The organism is Thermopirellula anaerolimosa, from assembly GCF_054657335.1.
On sequence record NZ_BAAHYX010000006.1, the window covers coordinates 1304542 to 1321792 of the forward strand.

12 protein-coding genes are annotated in these 17251 nt (G+C 61.4%); 4 read left to right on the forward strand and 8 right to left on the reverse strand.

The features are described from left to right. Positions 1–66 precede the first annotated feature (66 nt). On the forward strand, positions 67–732 hold the full coding sequence (locus tag ACYQ6J_RS10810; RefSeq protein WP_460184197.1) for a hypothetical protein: 666 nt from the start codon (positions 67–69) through the stop codon (positions 730–732). 117 nt (positions 733–849) lie between these two features. After that, positions 850–1770, forward strand: a complete 921-nt coding sequence (locus ACYQ6J_RS10815) for an NAD(P)-dependent oxidoreductase (RefSeq protein ID WP_460184198.1) — start codon at positions 850–852, stop codon at positions 1768–1770. A gap of 49 nt (positions 1771–1819) precedes the next feature. Here ACYQ6J_RS10815 and ACYQ6J_RS10820 read toward each other — a convergent pair whose 3' ends face one another. The 3 genes from ACYQ6J_RS10820 to ACYQ6J_RS10830 form a co-directional block, all read right to left on the reverse strand. Further along, the gene (locus ACYQ6J_RS10820; RefSeq protein ID WP_460184199.1) at positions 1820–3139 is read right to left on the reverse strand and encodes a Gfo/Idh/MocA family protein; all 1320 of its coding nucleotides are present in this window, start codon (positions 3137–3139) and stop codon (positions 1820–1822) included. Positions 3140–3217: 78 nt separating this feature from the next. Continuing rightward, on the reverse strand, positions 3218–4294 hold the full coding sequence (gene floA / locus ACYQ6J_RS10825; protein WP_460184200.1) for a flotillin-like protein FloA: 1077 nt from the start codon (positions 4292–4294) through the stop codon (positions 3218–3220). Between the two features lie 191 nt (positions 4295–4485). Next, positions 4486–5055, reverse strand: a complete 570-nt coding sequence (locus tag ACYQ6J_RS10830; protein WP_460184201.1) for an NfeD family protein — start codon at positions 5053–5055, stop codon at positions 4486–4488. Between the two features lie 387 nt (positions 5056–5442). On the opposite strand from ACYQ6J_RS10830, the gene ACYQ6J_RS10835 reads away from it, so the two are divergent. Further along, positions 5443–6987 (forward strand): glycoside hydrolase family 172 protein, encoded by a 1545-nt coding sequence (locus tag ACYQ6J_RS10835; protein WP_460184202.1) that lies wholly within the window; start codon positions 5443–5445, stop codon positions 6985–6987. Positions 6988–7081: 94 nt separating this feature from the next. Here ACYQ6J_RS10835 and ACYQ6J_RS10840 read toward each other — a convergent pair whose 3' ends face one another. Beyond that, a complete protein-coding gene (locus tag ACYQ6J_RS10840) occupies positions 7082–9421 on the reverse strand; it encodes a PQQ-dependent sugar dehydrogenase (protein ID WP_460184203.1) in 2340 nt (779 codons plus the stop codon). A gap of 324 nt (positions 9422–9745) precedes the next feature. On the opposite strand from ACYQ6J_RS10840, the gene tsaB reads away from it, so the two are divergent. After that, positions 9746–10495, forward strand: coding sequence for a tRNA (adenosine(37)-N6)-threonylcarbamoyltransferase complex dimerization subunit type 1 TsaB (tsaB, locus tag ACYQ6J_RS10845; protein WP_460184204.1), 750 nt, complete (start codon positions 9746–9748; stop codon positions 10493–10495). A gap of 176 nt (positions 10496–10671) precedes the next feature. Here tsaB and ACYQ6J_RS10850 read toward each other — a convergent pair whose 3' ends face one another. From ACYQ6J_RS10850 to ACYQ6J_RS10865, 4 genes are all read right to left on the reverse strand, one after another. Continuing rightward, a complete protein-coding gene (locus tag ACYQ6J_RS10850; RefSeq protein ID WP_460184205.1) occupies positions 10672–11844 on the reverse strand; it encodes an endo-1,4-beta-xylanase in 1173 nt (390 codons plus the stop codon). 361 nt (positions 11845–12205) lie between these two features. Next, positions 12206–13504, reverse strand: a complete 1299-nt coding sequence (gene hemL, locus ACYQ6J_RS10855) for a glutamate-1-semialdehyde 2,1-aminomutase (protein WP_460184206.1) — start codon at positions 13502–13504, stop codon at positions 12206–12208. A 113-nt stretch (positions 13505–13617) separates the two neighbouring features. Next, entirely contained in the window at positions 13618–16458 is a 2841-nt protein-coding gene (locus ACYQ6J_RS10860; protein ID WP_460184207.1) for a tetratricopeptide repeat protein, read from the reverse strand. A gap of 46 nt (positions 16459–16504) precedes the next feature. After that, positions 16505–17176, reverse strand: a complete 672-nt coding sequence (locus ACYQ6J_RS10865; RefSeq protein WP_460184208.1) for a helix-turn-helix transcriptional regulator — start codon at positions 17174–17176, stop codon at positions 16505–16507. Positions 17177–17251 lie beyond the last annotated feature (75 nt).

Sequence of the window (17251 nt, forward strand, 5' to 3'; positions counted from 1 at the left end):
GATGGGCAAGCGGTGAGAGTTGCGTCTCCGCGCTTGCGTTCGCCCGGCCAAGCAGGGAAATGAATCATGATCTTCCGACCCGACATGTTGCTCTTCGGCGATGCCGTCGGCGCGATCATCACGCTGATCATCATCGTGATTTCGATCGTCGGAAGCCTGATGCAGCAAATGGCGGAGGCGAAAAAGAAAAGAGGTCCGGCCGGGAAACGCCCCCCTCGAGGAGGTCCACCTGCCGGAGACGATTTGCAGCGGGAAATCGATGCCTTTTTGAAAGGGGCGGGCAAGAAGGCGGAAGAAACGCGTGGAAGACGGGTTCCCCAACCGGTCGTCGCCGAACCGGTGGAGTCTGTGATCGTGGCCGAACCGGTGGAGCAAAGCCTGGCGGATCACGTCCGTCAGACGATGGGGGAGCTTGGCGAGAAGCGCACGCCCATTCCGCCGGCGGCACCGGGTCAACGCAGCCGACGCCCTGCTCGGGATCGGGCGGAACAGCGCCGTGCCGCTCGGTCGTCCCAGTCGATGCCGTCGCAGAGGACGGCGGACGCCGCTGAGCCGCCTTCTCGGGCCGAACCGACCGCCCCAACCGCAGCGACCGCTTCGCGCGTGGTTCGGGCGAGCGAATTCCCGCTGTCGGCGGCCCTCATGGAAAGCCTGCAATCGCCGAAGGGCCTCGCGACCGCCTTCGTGCTCCACCAAATCCTGGAGCGTCCGGAAGAACGTTGGCAGCGGTGACGGCAGGTCGCATTGGCCTTCCGCGCGTCCGGATTCCCTGCACGACCCAAGCGATCCGCTCGTTATTGCGCTGCGAAACCCGTCGTCATCGGTCTTCACTGAAGAGGATCCAACACCATGCCGCATATCGCCGAACCGGGAAAGACTCGCATTGGATGGATCGGTACGGGCGTGATGGGGGCCGCCATGTGCGGTCACCTGCTGAAGGCCGGTTATCAAGCCGTGGTCTTCAATCGCACCAAATCCAAAGCGGAAAGCTTGTTGGCCGCGGGAGCGGATTGGGCGGACTCCCCGAAGGCCGTCGCCGAAGCCGCCGACATCGTCTTCTCGATCGTCGGCTTCCCGCATGACGTGCGAGAGGTGATTCTGGGAGATCGCGGCGTGCTGGCAGGGTGCAAACCCGGCAACATCATCGTCGATATGACCACCAGTGAACCGGCCTTGGCCGTCGAAATCGCCGAGAAGGCCGCGGAGCGGGGAGTCGCGAGTCTCGATGCCCCGGTGACCGGCGGCGACGTCGGTGCTCGGGAAGCAAGGCTTTCGATCATGGTAGGGGGCGACCAAGCGGCCTACGAAACGGTGCTTCCCTGTTTGCAGATTATGGGCAAAACGGTGGTTTACCAAGGCGGACCGGGCAGAGGGCAGCACACCAAGATGGCCAATCAAATCCTCATCGCAAGCACCATGGTCGCCGTTTGCGAGGGGCTGCTGTACGCCTATCGGGCAGGGCTGGACCTGAATAAAGTGCTGGAGTCCGTGGCCTCAGGCTCCGCCGGAAGTTGGTCGCTATCGAATCTAGGCCCGCGGATCATCAACAACCGATTCGAACCCGGCTTCTTCGTGGAACACTTCATCAAGGACATGGGCATCGCGCTCGCCGAAGCCAAGCGGATGGGGTTATGCCTGCCGGGATTGGCCCTAGCGCACCAGTTGTACTTGTCCTTGGCGGCTTGCGGTCACGCCAAAGACGGCACGCACGCCCTGGAATTGGCCCTGGCCCGCATGGCCGATATCGACTGGGTCCGCCGAGACGCATGACCGCCGAGCGGTGGGCAATCGGCGGAACGAAAAGCCGCGGCGATTCGCCTCAATCCAACGTCCACGGTTTCCGGTGCTCGTAATCGAGCAGGGCGTTGGCCGCTTCGTGATTGGTGAAGCGCTCTTGTTCGGCATCCCACTCCAAACGGGCACCGACGGCCAAAGAAATGTTGGCGATCAGGCTGCACGTGGTGGAACGATGACCAATCTCCACATCGGCGTTGGGCTTTTCGCGGGATTTCACGCAGTCGAGGAAGTTCCGCGCGTGGGCCACGGTCATGACGTCGTTTTCGCCCTCGCGAATATCGATGTTGATCGGTTCCATGCGAGGGGCGGCATCCTGAAATTGCCCGCCGCGTTCGGGAATCACGTTCAACCCGCGAGAACCGATGTACGCCGTGCCGAGGGTTCCGCGCAGCTCCAATTCGCCCTGCGGAAACACGGGATTGCCGCTCGCCTCGTACTGGCCGAAGATCGCCAGGCGACCGGAGGCGAATTGGAAAACGGCTTCAGCGGTGTCGGGAATGGTGCGGTCGTCCTCGACGGCGAAGCGTCCGCCCATCGCGCACACGGAGGCGGGCGCCAGTTCACCGGTCAGCCAGCGAATGGCGTCCAAGTAATGCACGCCCCAGTTGGCCATTTGAGAGGAGTACAGATCCCACCAGCGGAACTTGTAGGGCGCAATGGTCTCTTGGAACGGTCGTTCGGGCCGCGGACCGAGCCATAAATCCCAATGCAAACCCGCCGGAGGGTCGCCGGGCGGCGCCTTGCCGATGCCGCCGGGGTACATGTTGCTGAGCCGGTAGGCACGGCTGACGGTGACCTTGCCGATCTTGCCGCCGCCGATCAATTCGGCGGCCTGAGCGTACAGCTTGGACGACCGCCGATGCGTTCCCACTTGTACGACCCGCTCATATTGGCGGGCCGCCTGGACCATCTTGCGTCCCTCGACCACCGTGATCGAAAGCGGCTTCTCCACGTAAACGTCCTTGCCCGCCCGACACGCCCAGATGGTTTGCACGGCATGCCAGTGGTCCGGCGTGCAAATGACGACCGCATCGATATCCTTACGGTCGAGAACTTTCCGAAAATCGATCGTGGCGTCCGCCTTGGACGGCAGCTTTTCCTGGGCGCGATCCAAATACGGTTCGAACACGTCGCAAATGGCGACCACTTCCATATCTTGATGCGGCAGGAAGGCGGCGAGGACTTGGCTGCCGCGGTTCCCAACGCCGATGAAACCCAATCGGATTCGATCATTGGCGCCCCAGACGCGGCGGGCGGACACGGCGCTGAAAGCCACGGCGCCGACTGCGCCGGCGGTACCGGCCTTGGTGAACTCACGGCGATTCATCCGCGGCGAATTCATGATTCGGTTCCTCCTGACGATGATGGGGGCGGGCGGAAAGTCTCGCACCGGTGATTCATGTTTCGTCGTCGCCTCGATTCACGCGACGCGGCGACCATCGCGGTCCTCTTGGACCGGATTGGCGGGCGCACCGATCTTCGCGATGGCGGATCGCATATCGGTGTCGGCCTGAATGTTCTTCAAGCGGTAGTAGTCCATCAGCCCCAGTTTGCCGCCGTCGAAGGCGTCCGCCAGCGCTCGGGGCACTTCCGCTTCCGCTTCGACGAGTTTGGCGCGGCTTTCCTCGATCAAAGCCAAGTTCTCTTGCTCGGCCGCCACCGCCATGGCGCGACGACTTTCCGCCTTGGCTTGGGCGACGCGCATGTCGGCTTCGGCTTGGTCGGCCTGCAAACGCGCGCCGATGTTTTGCCCCACGTCGATATCCGCGATGTCGATGGACACGATTTCGAATGCGGTTTGACGATCGAGACGACGGCCCAGCACCGCCTTGGATATGCGATCCGGGTTCTCCAGCACCTCGAAATGGGTCTCGGCGGAACCGATGGCGCTCACGATCCCTTCGCCGACCCGGGCGATGATCGTTTCTTCGGTCGCCCCGCCGATGACTTGGAGAATGTTGGCGCGAACCGTTACCCGCGCCTTGACCTTGAGCTGAATGCCGTTTTTCGCCACGGCGTCCAAGGACTCCTTACCGGAGCCTTTTTTCGGGCAGTCGATGACCTTGGGGTTCACGCTGGTTTGCACGGCCTCCAGGACGTCGCGACCGGCAAGGTCGATCGCGGTCGCCAAGCGAAAGTCCAACTCGTTCATCTTGGCGTGCCGGGCGGCGATCAGCGCTCGAATTACCTGATTGACGTTTCCACCCGCCAAGAAGTGCGCTTCCAACGCCTTGCTGGTGACGCCTTCGCGATCGGTGATGCCCGCTTGGACCGCCATGATCTTGGCCCGAACGATGACATCCGGGCGGACCTTCCGAAAACTCATCCCCAGAAGGTCCAAAATACCGATGCCCGCACCGGTCGTCTTGCATTGAATCCACAAGCGGAAGAACTTCGCGAAGACCGCCAACATTACCAGGCCGACGACGATTACGGCCAGGACCACGAAAAGCGTCATGATGCGTCCAATATCGGCGTCCTGGGCAAAAATGGGCATGGTGTCACCTGGAGGAAAAGTCGCTATTGCGTTTTCGACGTCATCGAGATTCTAGGGTCGAAGCGGCGAGCCATCGCGACCGCCGCCAACGTTCGCCCATAAGCATATCGCCCGCGACGGCGAAAAGCTACACCCGCTCGCGTGTCTCTGCGGAATGGGCCGCAACTTTCGCCAAAACGCCTCCGCCACACTCACTCTTGGCGGAAAGGATCAACGTCGGAACCGGGCAAGGGCTGGGTCCACGGATCGCCGTCTTGCTTGCCCATGGGAACGTCATCCACCGCTCGAACGACCAACCACGTGCCTTGCACGGCGACGACTTTGACCTTGCGACCCGCATCAATAGCGGTTCCCTCAGTCAGGGCGTCGTAAGAGCGTCCGTTGATCTGCACGACGCCGGAGGGGAGCATCGGCGATTTGACCTCGCCGATCTTCCCGATCAATTCCTTTAGTCGGTGAAGCAGCGGATTATCGGGCAGCGTCTTCGACGCCTCCGGTTCTTGCAGCATGATTTTCTTACCCACCCCAATGCGGGGCCAGACCTTGATGAATAGCGTCAAAAAGATGGGAATTCCCAACACCGTTACCAGCAACAAGCCCATCCCAAGGGCCTGATCGTACATGAAACCCAGCACGATGGACGCCGATGCGGAAGCAACCGCCAAGAAAGTCAGGACGCCGTACGAGACGAAAAAAAGCTCCAGGAAGGCGAAAAACAATCCAGCCAGCAGGAGCAAGACGGGCCAGATCCAGGTATCCATGAATTCCCTCTTCAGCGGAAGTCGGGAATGCGATTGCCGAAAGCCGCTGTGCGAAAACGGACTCGATGCGGAAGTGGGATTCTGTAAAAGTCCGTCGGCCAATCGCTTCCGCCAATTCAATCTAGCAACGGCCCCAAGCTTACTCAAGCGTCTTAGGGGCCGGACCGAATCCATCCGGAAGACGCCGAAGTCTCACACGCTTGACATCGCCATACCGGATCTCATAATCCACGGCGTCGCCTTTGCGACTCCCGCCTCGAAGTTTGCGGGGTCGCCCGGTCATTCTGAGGCGGCAGCGATTCGTCAACGCGCGGCGTGCGTTGGGGACAATCGACAAGCTACGTCCAAAGTCCGCGTCTTCACAATGCGTCCGGGAGGGAACAAGCCATGTTCGATCGCCTTGTTTTGGCGGCAATCACCGCCGCAGCGTTTGCCCACGGCAGCCTGTGCATGGGAAACGATTTGTGGAACTTGCCCCGCCTGAGCGACGACCAAGTCGTGGCGGAGAACGGGCTGTGGATCGAAACACCGCTCGAACGCCGCTTTCACAGCAACAAAACCGTGATCGTGGCCGAGGCAGAGGGACCGGGCGTCATCACCATGATCCACTTCGCCATGCCGCAACGCCAAATCGCAGCCAATTCCGACTACCAACTTGGGCGCGACCTTGTTGTCCGCATGTATTGGGATGGCGAAACGAATCCCAGCGTGGAATGTCCGCTGGTGGACTTTTTCTGCGATCCCGCAGGAGAACGGGAGTTTTTGAATACGGCCATGGTGAATAAGAAACGCGGATGGAACGCCTATTTTCCCATGCCATTCCGCAGATCCGCCAGAATCGAGTTGGCCTACGACGGGGAATTGGAACCGGGCGAAGAGCTTTGGGCGGCCATGCCGTGCTACAGTTACGTGATGATCCGCAAAACCGCGTCGCTGCCGGATGACGTCGGTTATTTCCACGCCCATTGGCGGCAGGAGATGCTGAATCTGGCGAAGCGAGACTACGTTGCACTCGAGGCGGAAGGACGAGGCAAGTTCGTCGGGTGGAACGTGACGCTGCGATTGCCCGGTCGCCCAGGTTACCCCGTCGATATGAATGAGAAGTTCTACGTGGACGGCGGGACGCAACCGGTGGTGGAGTTTCAAGGAATCGAAGATTCCTTCGGTTTCAGTTGGGGGTTTCCGCCGGAGGAAAACCTCTTTCCCTTCACCGGCTATTTCCCGTTTCATCAGGATGGTGCTGCCGCGTATCGCTTCTTCCTCAGCGACGCGATCACGTTCCAAAAGAGCCTGAAAGTCGCGATCGGCTTCGGCGAGAATGAGCACCCCATGTTCCGCGAAATGTTCGGTCGCCCGGGGAATGAACTAGAGTTGGCTTCGACTTGCTACTGGTATCAGACCGAACCGCACGTCGCCTTTCCCCCAATGCCCGCCGCGGGAGAACGTGCGCCGATCACCCGGGATTGGCGGGACCTGGAACAACTGCCAAACGATGAGGAACGACAGGCTCGCGGCGTGAAACTGGAGATGCGTTGCGGGCGACCGGAAAAGGAATTGGTATTCGCAGAGTCGGGCTACCACGCGGAGGCAGCGCGGGGGTTTTCGTACACGGGTTGGCCCTTCCCCGTATTTCACACCCGAGCGGATGAGGAGGAAGTTCAAATCATCTTGGACGTGCCGCCCCGATCGTCCGGGCGACTGCGTCTCTACATGATCGACCCCGATCACTTTCAAGGCGGACGCCGACAGGAAGTCTTCATTGCAGACCGTTCGTTGGGCATCGTCGCCGATTTCGACCGCGGCACCTGGTTGGAGGCAGCGGTCGGCCCCGACTTGACGAGCGAGGGAACCGTTCCCATCCGCGTCGTCAATCGCAGCGGCAACGCCAAATCGAACGCCGTCATTTCCATCGTCGAATGGCTCGAACCGTAATGATGGTCATTCGCCGCCGACGGTGAAGTTTGGCGGGAGATTTCCACAGCGGGTCGATTCACGCGATTTCGCGGTATGCGGCGCCGGTTTCGCCTCAACGTGCGGGCGGCATCGAACGAATCCAGACCTCGATTAAGCGGACGGCGGTTTCATCGCGCACCCCGGACGCCAGCGGCGGCATGCGACGCGGTCCCAGGGTCTCGACGCGGTGCCAAAGCTCACTGCGATTTGGGTCGCCGGGCAGGACCAGCTTACTCCCCGCCGGCGCAATACTCCCTTGGCCGGGGTTGACTCCGATCAATTGCGACTTTGCGGTCGGAGTGCTGAAGCGGAAGTCCGGGCGTCCCACAATCCCGTTCGGCACGTGGCACATCGCACAATTGGAATCCAGATAAGCCCGAGCGTGCCGCTCAAGCTCGTCTCGCCCCAAGCCTTCCGCCGAGACAGGCCACTCCGCGAACGCAGGCAACGCTTCCCAGGATTCCGTCGGCGGATTGGCAAAAACTCCCCAATCTCGCCACGCTGCGATTTGATTGGACGCCCCCGACGGATCTTTTTGGCTTGCGGCGCGATCATCCACCGAACGAACCGCGACCGGCGTGGTAGGCGGGCGATTCATCTGCGGCGTCTTCAGCCCCAGCACGAACCCGGAGGCCGGAGTGTGACACGCCATGCAATCCGACCGGCTTGGGAAGTACCATTCCCTCCGAGCAACACCCCGTTCGTCGGGCACCGGGAACACGACTCGCTGGGCGCCGTCGATCAACTCCGCGTCCGTCTGTTCTTCGTTCCAAACGTAGGTGTATCCCTGCCAACCGTCGGCGCCATGCACCAGAAGGCGAGTCTCCAAACGTCGCCAAGTGCCCGTGTCGCTCGCCTCCTTTGCCGACAAACGAGGGGGCGACTTCAGCCAGACGGGCGACGTCCCCGGTCGCGGCAGGAAAAACGTCTTGACCAGCACTGCGCCGACGGGAAAGTCCCAAGCCGTCTCCGGGTGGAATTGCACGGACCGGGCGGCGGGCAGTACGACGAAGCGATGCTTGGCCGCTCCGTCCGACCACAGCGGGACGTTCACGTCGTACGGTAGCGCAGCCTCGCAAGGCTCGAAGTCCTTCACGGAGCGAAAGAGGCCGGTCTCCGAAAGTCTGCGCGGAAAGGCGTCGGCCAAGGCCTGAATGTCCCCCGGTCTGCGACGAAGTCGGTGAATCATGCCGTCGAAGGCCGCCAGATACATCTCACCGTCTTCATCTTCACCGAAAGCCGCGATGTTCAAGTTGGTCCGCGCGACTTTGCGGTTCTCCTTCAGCTTGCCACGATCGTCGACGCGCAACGCCCAAATGTTTCCCGTCACGTAGTCGGCGTAAAAGTAGGCCCCGTAATACTCGGGAAGCCTATGACCGCGATAGACGTAGCCCCCGGTGACGGACATGCCTTCGTGGCGGAAATACTCCGTGACCGGATCAATGAGCGGTTCTTCCGTCGTTTCCGCCTTGGGGTCGAAATCGTGGAAGCCCTCGCGCAATTTCCAACCGTAGTTCCCGCCCCGCACGATGATATCGACTTCTTCGTACCGGTTTTGGCCGACGTCCCCGACCCACAAGTCACCGGTGACTCGATCGAAGGTCAACCGCCAAACGTTCCGCAGACCGTACGCCCAAATCTCGCCGCGGACGCCGTCTCCGCGACCCACGAAAGGGTTGTCCTTGGGAATGGCGTAGGCGAGGCCGGGATCGCGATGATCTACGTCGATCCTCAAGATGGACCCCAGCAACGTCTTCAGATTCTGCCCGTGACCATGCGGATCGTTGGCCGAGCCTCCATCTCCCAACCCGATGTAGAGATAGCCGTCGGGCCCGAACTCGATGCTCCCGCCGTTGTGATTGCCGTACGGTTGCTCGATCTTCATCAGCACCTCTTCGGAATCCCGATCCGCGCGATTGGGATTATCCGGAGAGACGCGAAACGCGGAGATGATCGACGCCCGCGGTTTGGTCGAGTAATAAACGAAGAAGCGCCCGTTTTCCTTGTATCGGGGATGAAATGCCAACCCCAAAAGCCCCTCCTCGTTATGATCCCGGGAGACGACCTCGCGAATGTCGAGAAAAATGTCGGTCCGATCCGCGTCCGGTCGATTCGGGAAGACGTGCACCACGCCGTGCTGTTCCACCACGAAGAGACGATTGGTACCGTCGGGGGCATGAGCGATGGTCACGGGGCGATCGAAATGCAGACGCGGAAATGCCGGTTCCGTCTCCAGGGGGAGGGGATCCGGCGAGCCTAACAACTTCGACGTATCCGCCACGATCGTTTTGGGTCGCGCCGGCGTGGTCTCCGGGGCGATCGACCACACCGGCGGCGTCATCAGAAACATGCTCGCGCCCCAGGTAAAGACCGCGGACACCGTAAACCTCAGAAAGACGCTTCCTCGAAGCATCGAGTTCTCCTTGAAATGCGGAACGGAACCCAAAATCGCAGAATGGATCGGCAAACCGGAACGCGGCCTGAAAACATCGGACGGGCGTCCGGCAACCAGGCGCCGAGCGGCAACGCAATTTTCACGACGAAATTATAGGAGGCGGTGTCCAGTACCGCCCGTGATTTTCCCGGTTCCGTGACCGACCCCTGAAAGCAAGCAGGCTTTTGTTCTTTTGGGGAGTTCCGCCGGTTCTGGCACGTCCGAGACGGTGTCTTCGATGGACACTCTTCCTTGCGACGGCAACCGACGTTGCGTCAAAATAAGGAAACGCGAATAACCCGCATGTTTACACACCACCTACCACCGCGGCGAAAAGGTCCGCCCCCGAACATGCACACTCTGGCTTTGGAGACGACCGACCCCATCGGCAGCGTCGCCTTGTTTCGCGACGACGAATGCCTGAGTTGGCGCCGGCTGCCCCATGATCGGCGATCCGCTCAGACCCTAGCGCCGGCCATCCGCGACCTGTTGCAAGAATTTCGAGTTCCACCCGAGGAAATCGGTTTGGTCGGCGTCTCGATCGGACCGGGATCGTTCACCGGAATCCGAATCGGCCTGGTGACCGCCAAAACCTTCGCCTACGCCGTGGGCGCCGAGATCATAGGCATCGACACGCTGGAGGCGGTCGCCGCCGGCGTTTCTCCCGATACTCCCCGGCTCGCGGCCATGGCCGATGCGCAACGCGGCGACATTGTGGGGAAGTTGTTCGAACGCGATGAAAGCGGCCTCCGTCCTGCCGGGGAGACATCTTGGCCGCAAGAGCCTTTGGAATGGCTGCGCACGCTCCCCTCATCGAGCGGCCTTGTCGTCGCCGGTCCCGGCGCCGTGCGATTCAGGGAAATTCTGACGGCCCATGGTTATCGTCCGGCGCCGGACGAACAATGTCGCCCCAAGGCATACGAGGTGGGACGCCTCGCCCGGACATATTACGGCCTCGGACGCCGTGACGACATCTGGAAACTGATGCCGCAATACTTCCGCCCCAGCTATGCCGAGGAAAAAGCGTCTTCGGCATCCGATGCTCGTTCGTGACAGCCTTCCGCTTCAAACAGTCCGACATGCGGCGGGCACAAACCGGATTCTCGCGACACCCGAATCATTCCAAGCGAGATTGCTGCGATCGCCCCAGCGACCCGGTTCCCATGGGTTCCACCGCCGCGGCAGAAACGTCCGAGCATTTCAATCGCTCGTGCTGATCCATCCCATCGTCAGGGGCGCGACGTCCGTTGTGCTTCCTCGATGACGGCATGAAAGGCCGATTTGGGTTGGCAGTCCGCATCAAAGAGCAAGGGGTGCTGCCCGTACCGCCACGTGCGGCCATCGTTCAGGCCCCAAAAGGTCACGCGGTCGATGACGTCCGTATGTTTGAGGAAGATGGCGAACAGTTTGGCGTAAGCGTCGGCCTGAATCTGTAGTTCTTGTGCCGTCGGCGGACGAATGTTGCGTCGTCCGCGTCCGCCGTCGAACTGCCCGCCCGAAGCCCCCGCAATCGTCACGTCCAACTCCGAAACGGCCACCTTTAGGCCCAACGAAGCGTAGTCGGAAATCGCTTGATCCAACTCGGCGTACGGGATGGATCGGGTACTCCAGTGGCCCTGGATACCCACGCCGTGAATGGGTGCCCCTTCTCGGAGCAAGCGGCGTAACAGGACCATCGAACTGGCATGCTTTGGGCCGGATTCGATGCCGTAGTCGTTGTAAAAAAGGAGGGCCTCCGGATCGGCTTCATGGGCGAACTTGAACGCCAGCGTCAGGTATTCCGGGCCGACCGCCTGTAACCAGGCCGTATTGCGGAGGTTCTCGGTTTGACCCGTTTGTGCATTGCCGCCGTCGTTGATGGCCTCGTTGACCACATCCCAACTGCGAATCTTCCCCTTGTATCGCCCCACCAACGTTTGGATGTGGTTCTTCATACGCTCGATCACCAATCCTCGATCATCTCCCTGGAAGAACCAGTCGCCCGTTTGGTGGTGCCACAACAACGTATGTCCGTGGACGGCGGTGATCTTATTGCTCAGGCACCATTGGACAAAGGCGTCCGTCCGCTCGAAACGCCATTGGTCTTCGCTTGGATGCACCAAGGCCGGTTTCATGCAGTTTTCGGGAGTGGCCGCGTTGAACTGTTCACGGATCAGATCCAACTCGCGCTCGGAGTAGTTGCCCGGCAAGTCGCCCGCCATTCCAACGAGAAAATCGTCCCTAAACGCATCCTTCAAGGACGCGCCGGCGCGTTCGGTGGATCCACCGTTAGCGTCCGCGGGTTGGTCGGTCGCCTGATCGGCGTATCCGGCGGAATGAACCGCCCCGAATAAAGCCGCGATCGCGAACACCATCACCACCCTGTCGAGGAGACACCGCGAAATCAATTCTGCGTAAAGCACGTTCTTCCTCCAGGGTAACCGCGGACCGAATGGATACGGAAACGGCCTGCGCCGAACGAACTCGGCGCAACCTCGCAATTCACGGGGCACAACTTTTTCGCTCGCCGCACAACGCGCCACGCCCCCGCGACGCTTTTCGCAAAGCGCACATCCGCGACCATTGCCGATTATCGACCGCCCCGGTCCCTGCGTCCAGCGCCCGCGCCGCGCCGGACGCCAACTGTCTTGAACTCATATTAAGTCCATTTCCAAACCCGCCAACGTCGAAAATGGGACGAATCAAGACACCCCGAAGTCGCAGCGCTCCCTCGTCGCCGTTCGCCCAAAGACGTGGACCGCTCTCATTTGCAAGGCCGGGCGGTTACTCTGCCGCCAAAACTTCTCGGAGGCTCTCGCGCGCCGCGGCGATCGTGACCTCGATGTCCTCGTCCGAGTGTGCCGTCGAGAGGAACATCGCTTCGTATTGGCTGCACGGGAGGTAAACGCCGCGGTCCAGCATGGCATGGAAGAATCGGGCGAAGGCGACGGTATCGCATGCCGAGGCCGTGTCCCAGTTCACCACCGGTTGCGAAGAGAAAAACAGGGTCAGCATCGCTCCACATCGTCCGATATGGCAGGCGACGCCGGCCTCCTCCGCGGCGGAACGCAATCCCTCCGCCAATCGCTGGGACTTCCGTTCGAGCAGTGCAAAGGGATTCGTCTCGCGAAGGACTTCCAACGTGGAAATGCCCGCCGCGGTGGCCAAGGGGTTGCCGCTGAGGGTTCCGGCCTGGAAGACCTTTCCGGCGGGTAGGATGTGATCCATGATCTCGGCGCGTCCGCCGTAGGCCCCGACGGGCAGTCCGCCGCCGATGATCTTGCCCATCGCGGTCAAATCCGGCGTGATTCCGTAAAGCTCCTGTGCGCCGCCCAGCGCAACGCGAAAGCCGGACATCACCTCATCGAAAATCAAAATGGCGCCGTATTGCGAGGTGAGGTCGCGCAGGGTTCGCAGGAACTCCTCCGTGCCGGGCACGCAGCCCATGTTCCCGGCCACGGGTTCCACAATCACGGCGGCGATTTGATCGCCCAAGCGACCGAAGGCGTCGCGAACCTGCTCCGCGTCGTTGTAGCGGAGAACCAGGGTATCCACCGCCACGGCAGGCGGCACGCCCGGCGAACTGGGTACTCCCAACGTCGCCGCCGAACTGCCCGCCGCTACCAAGAGGCTGTCCACGTGTCCGTGATAGCAGCCCGCGAACTTCACGATCTTCGCTCGGCCCGTGTATCCCCGCGCCAAGCGTAGGGCACTCATGACGGCCTCCGTGCCCGAGTTCACCAACCGAACCTTTTCCACGGACGGAACAATCCGGGCAATCATCTCCGCAAGGCGCGTCTCGGCCTCGGTCGGCGCACCGAAGCTGGTCCCTCTCTCTAAGGCCGCTCGCACGGCGGCAATCACGCGGGGATGGCAATGCCCCAGAATCATGGGTCCCCAGGAGCCCACGTAGTCGATGTATCGATTCCCGTCGATGTCCCAAAGGTAGGCCCCCTCGCCTCGGGCGATGAAGGGCGGCGTCCCGCCGACCGCGCCGAAGGCTCGGGCCGGACTGTTGACTCCGCCGGGAATCCATCGCTTAGCCTGTTCAAAAGCCGCAAGACTCTTGGGGCGGTCGCGCATGAAAGTCGTATCCTTCTCGTCAACAACATCCCTCAACTGAGAGGGTTCACGTAAGATGATCGTAGGGTCCTGGAAGGATCAGCGTCCCGTTCCAGGTACGTATGCAACGAGGCTCAAGGAGCGGCGCCCTCGCCGCAGCGACTCACCACGGCACGATAGAACTGCTCGGCCGACGGTGACGGGAACCTCGCCCGCAACTCGTCGGCCAGCGATCTCGCCGCCGCGCAGCGCCGTAGATCGACCATGAGCAGGGCGTAGGCCTGAAGCAAATCAGGGCTGGGATCGCCCAGGCGATAAGCCCGCGTGAACAGCGTCTCGGCCTCCTCCAGTTCTCCCGCCTTGTGCAAAGCCAAGCCCGCATTGTACGCTACGCGCGCGTCGCCGGGCATCAGATCCGCGGCACGCTTCAAACAATCCGCCGCCTCCGCCAGTCGCGCTGGGTCCTCCGCGATCAGCAATCCTAGGGAAAACCACACATCGCCCAGCGTGGGCACCTTTTCCAAAATGGCGCGAAACTCGCGCTCGGCGTCGGTGGTACGCCCCTGCTGATAATACAACCGAGCCAAGTTATCGCGGACCGGAATGTAATCGGGATCGGCTCCGATCGCCAGGCGGTATTGCTGCTCGGCTTCCTCCCAGCGGCTTTGTCGAGCGAACAGCATGGCGAGGTTGTTTCGGGCGGGAAGAAAGCCGGGGTCCAGTCGCAACGCCGTTTGGTACTCGGCCTCCGCCTCATCCGGTCGCTCGAGCGCATCGTAGAGCAAGGCCAAATTGACGTGCGCACCCGGTTGATCGTCGACCAACTTCTGCGCGGCGACATATTCCTTCACCAAACGATCCAGCACATCCGCCGAGAGCAACCGCCGATCTTGGGGAGCAAACTGAATCAGCCAGGGAAAGGCCTCCAATCGCGCCGCGCGAATAGGGTCCTCGAACAGGTTTTTCACTCGGGCGAGGGTGCCGGGGTCGGGCGGAAGGTTCTGCAAGGCCCTGGCCGCGGCGATCCGTAACAACGGGTCCGGCGCTCCGGCGGAGGCGACGATGCTCCCCAACGCGGATTGGGGGGATGCCCGCGACAATATCAACAAGGCGCTTGCCCGCACCATGCCCGACAGGTCCTGACGTCGCACCACGGCGGCCAGGTCCGCGGCGGCGGCGACATCGCCTCGTTTCCCCGCTGCGAACGCATAGGCGAAATGGTTGCGATCGGGCTTTCGTCCGTACCACTTTTCGATCCAATCGGCGGCCCACTGGGGAGACTCCCCTTTCGCCCGATCTTGGTGGCAAAGGTTGCAAGCGTTGGGGATGCCCAGCGACACCGTGAGGTCGGGACGCGGCACCCGCAAACTGTGATCGCGTCGGGCATCCACGACCATGTACGTGGTCTCCGGCATGTGGCAATCCACGCATCGACTGCCCGGTTCGCCCACCTTGGGATGAAAATGATGCGCCGGCGTATCGTACTTGGCCGGCACGTGACATTGCCCGCAAAGTCGATTGTCCGTGTAGGGCTTGCGAATTTCACCCGGTCGCGTCGCTTCCGCGAACTTGATTCGCCCCGTGTGCGCATCGTGACAGTCCAGGCAGCGCACGCCCTTGCGGTACATCAAGCTCTGCGTAAACGAACCGTATTCATAGTCCTCGTCCAGGATTTGGCCGTCGTCGTAATAGAGTTGGCCGTCCAAGAACTCCGGCAGATAATGATCGAGGAAATGATTGCCGCCGACGAAGCCCTCCTTCAACGGGCGCCGCCTCGCGTGACAAGGGGCGCAACTATCGACCAACACGGTGTTGGGAGCGCCTTTCAGTTGCGGCAATCCGTAACCACGCTTACGGTCCCAAAACAGACTCCACGACTCCGCCAAGCGGACGTGTACGCTCGCCGGACCGTGGCAGGTCTCGCAACTGACGTCGATCTCCGACCACGTTGTACGATAGGTGTTGCTCGCCACGTCGAAATTCTTGCGCAGGTTGGTGGTGTGGCAATCCGCGCACATGTAGTTCCAGTTCTGCAAAGAGCCGGTCCAATGCAGGGGATCGTTGTGCGGAATCGGTTCCGACGGGTACAGGTGGAACCAACTCTTGCTCTTCACGTCCCACGCCAGGGGCAAGCACTGGATACGCCCGTCGGGAAACTCGACCAGATACTGCTGTAGCGGATAGACGCCGAAGACGTATCGGACCTCGAACTCCCGCAGTGTTCCGTCGCGGTCGTCCGTTTCGACGAAGAATTTGCCGTCCCGTTGAAACATGCGACTGCGGACGGCGAAGTCGGGATGCAGTTCACCGGCCTCGGTCATTTTCGCGGCAATGTCGCGAATGGTTCGATGGGCCGCGGTGATGTCGCAAGGTCGCGCGAACTGTTTTTTCCAAGCCGTTTCCTCAAGGATCGCCGCTCGTCGCTCGTCTGAAAGCGCGGCCGCAATCCGTTTCCGCGACTCGCGCCCGCTGGGATGCTCGATGCCCAATTCCGGCATCGGCGGCGGTTCGTATTCTTGCAAGGCCGTCGCCAAGACATCGTCGGGAATGTGCTCCACCAATCGCCGCAGTTCGTCTTCCGGCAAACGCCAAAGCTCGCTGAAGGCGATGTGAAGAAATTCGCGGTCATTGAAGTCGCCGAGAACGGTCTCGGGCAAGGCCCGATCCATGGCCAGATCGTGATCGGACCCTTCCCAGAGCTTGCATTCCTGCTCGTGACAGGAGGCGCAACTTTGCCGCCCGACGTACTCCGCCTGAACGGATTCCGGCAGGCAATGCCACCAGTCCCAGGCCACGTAGCCCGCCGCCAACGCAAGCAGAAAGAAAACGCTGAGAAAGGCCCGAAGAAGCCAACGTGCTGGACGGCCTTTTCCCCGCCGGTCGCTCCGCCCCGACGCGGCCCTCGGGTCATCCGAACCGATCGCGCCCGGACGATCGGGAGACAAGCGATCTTGTCGCGATCGTCTTTCCTTCACGCGGGCGACTCCATTTGGTGCCGAGATCCCAAGGAGGATGAAGTGCTCACATCATCACGGTGGCCGCGGGGGCATCCGCCGATTGGCCGACGCCGCCGACCTCGAAGACGCAGCAGGGGGCCCCGTCGTGACGGCAAGCCACCTGCTTGACCGGCGCTCCAACCACCAAGGAAATGATTTCGTGATCCAAAAGGCAGGCCGCGCGGTTTTCCTCGAACATGATGATAAAGGGGCAACTACGCTGACGCACCGTGAGTTGCCCCATATCGTCCTCGATGTCCACCAAAACCCCCTCTTCGCGGAGGATGGCGGTCATCTCGCTGAGTCGCTCGGCGGGAGTGGTGCCGTGAATCCTTTGAAGGTAATGCTGTGCCAGCACCGCGCTGACGCGGCGAACCACCTCTTCCGTCAATTCCGTGCCGCCAATCTCTCGAATCGCCCGCCAAATGGCGGGAAGAACCAACCGCTGATTCTTGGCGAATAGCAGCAGCAGGGCGCTGGTAGTCGCGGTATAAACATGGCGGGGGCGACCGCGGCCTTGCAACCGCTGCAACTTTCGCTCCACTAGCCCCGCCGCGACCAACTCGTTCAACTGCTCGGTGATGGCGGTTCGCGTCACCTTCATCTCACGTATAAGATCCGCCACGCTGCGGGGGGGATTGCCCACCAAGAGCTTTATGATTCTCATCCCGGCGTGACTGATGGAGAGATTTTGCATCGACCCGTGTCCCGTTCCCGAAAGTCCATGAATCCGTCTTGAGCTGACGCTGTTTGTGCCCGGCCCAAAAAAACG

What these genes read in the sequence shown, in the direction of transcription:
- ACYQ6J_RS10835 (WP_460184202.1), top strand. Translation starts at nt 5,443, where the DNA reads ATGTTCGATCGCCTTGTTTTGGCGGCAATCACCGCCGCAGCGTTTGCC.
- ACYQ6J_RS10840 (WP_460184203.1), bottom strand. Translation starts at nt 9,421, where the DNA reads ATGCTTCGAGGAAGCGTCTTTCTGAGGTTTACGGTGTCCGCGGTCTTT.
- floA (WP_460184200.1), bottom strand. Translation starts at nt 4,294, where the DNA reads ATGCCCATTTTTGCCCAGGACGCCGATATTGGACGCATCATGACGCTT.
- ACYQ6J_RS10815 (WP_460184198.1), top strand. Translation starts at nt 850, where the DNA reads ATGCCGCATATCGCCGAACCGGGAAAGACTCGCATTGGATGGATCGGT.
- tsaB (WP_460184204.1), top strand. Translation starts at nt 9,746, where the DNA reads ATGTTTACACACCACCTACCACCGCGGCGAAAAGGTCCGCCCCCGAAC.
- ACYQ6J_RS10865 (WP_460184208.1), bottom strand. Translation starts at nt 17,176, where the DNA reads ATGCAAAATCTCTCCATCAGTCACGCCGGGATGAGAATCATAAAGCTC.
- ACYQ6J_RS10810 (WP_460184197.1), top strand. Translation starts at nt 67, where the DNA reads ATGATCTTCCGACCCGACATGTTGCTCTTCGGCGATGCCGTCGGCGCG.
- ACYQ6J_RS10830 (WP_460184201.1), bottom strand. Translation starts at nt 5,055, where the DNA reads ATGGATACCTGGATCTGGCCCGTCTTGCTCCTGCTGGCTGGATTGTTT.
- hemL (WP_460184206.1), bottom strand. Translation starts at nt 13,504, where the DNA reads ATGCGCGACCGCCCCAAGAGTCTTGCGGCTTTTGAACAGGCTAAGCGA.
- ACYQ6J_RS10820 (WP_460184199.1), bottom strand. Translation starts at nt 3,139, where the DNA reads ATGAATTCGCCGCGGATGAATCGCCGTGAGTTCACCAAGGCCGGTACC.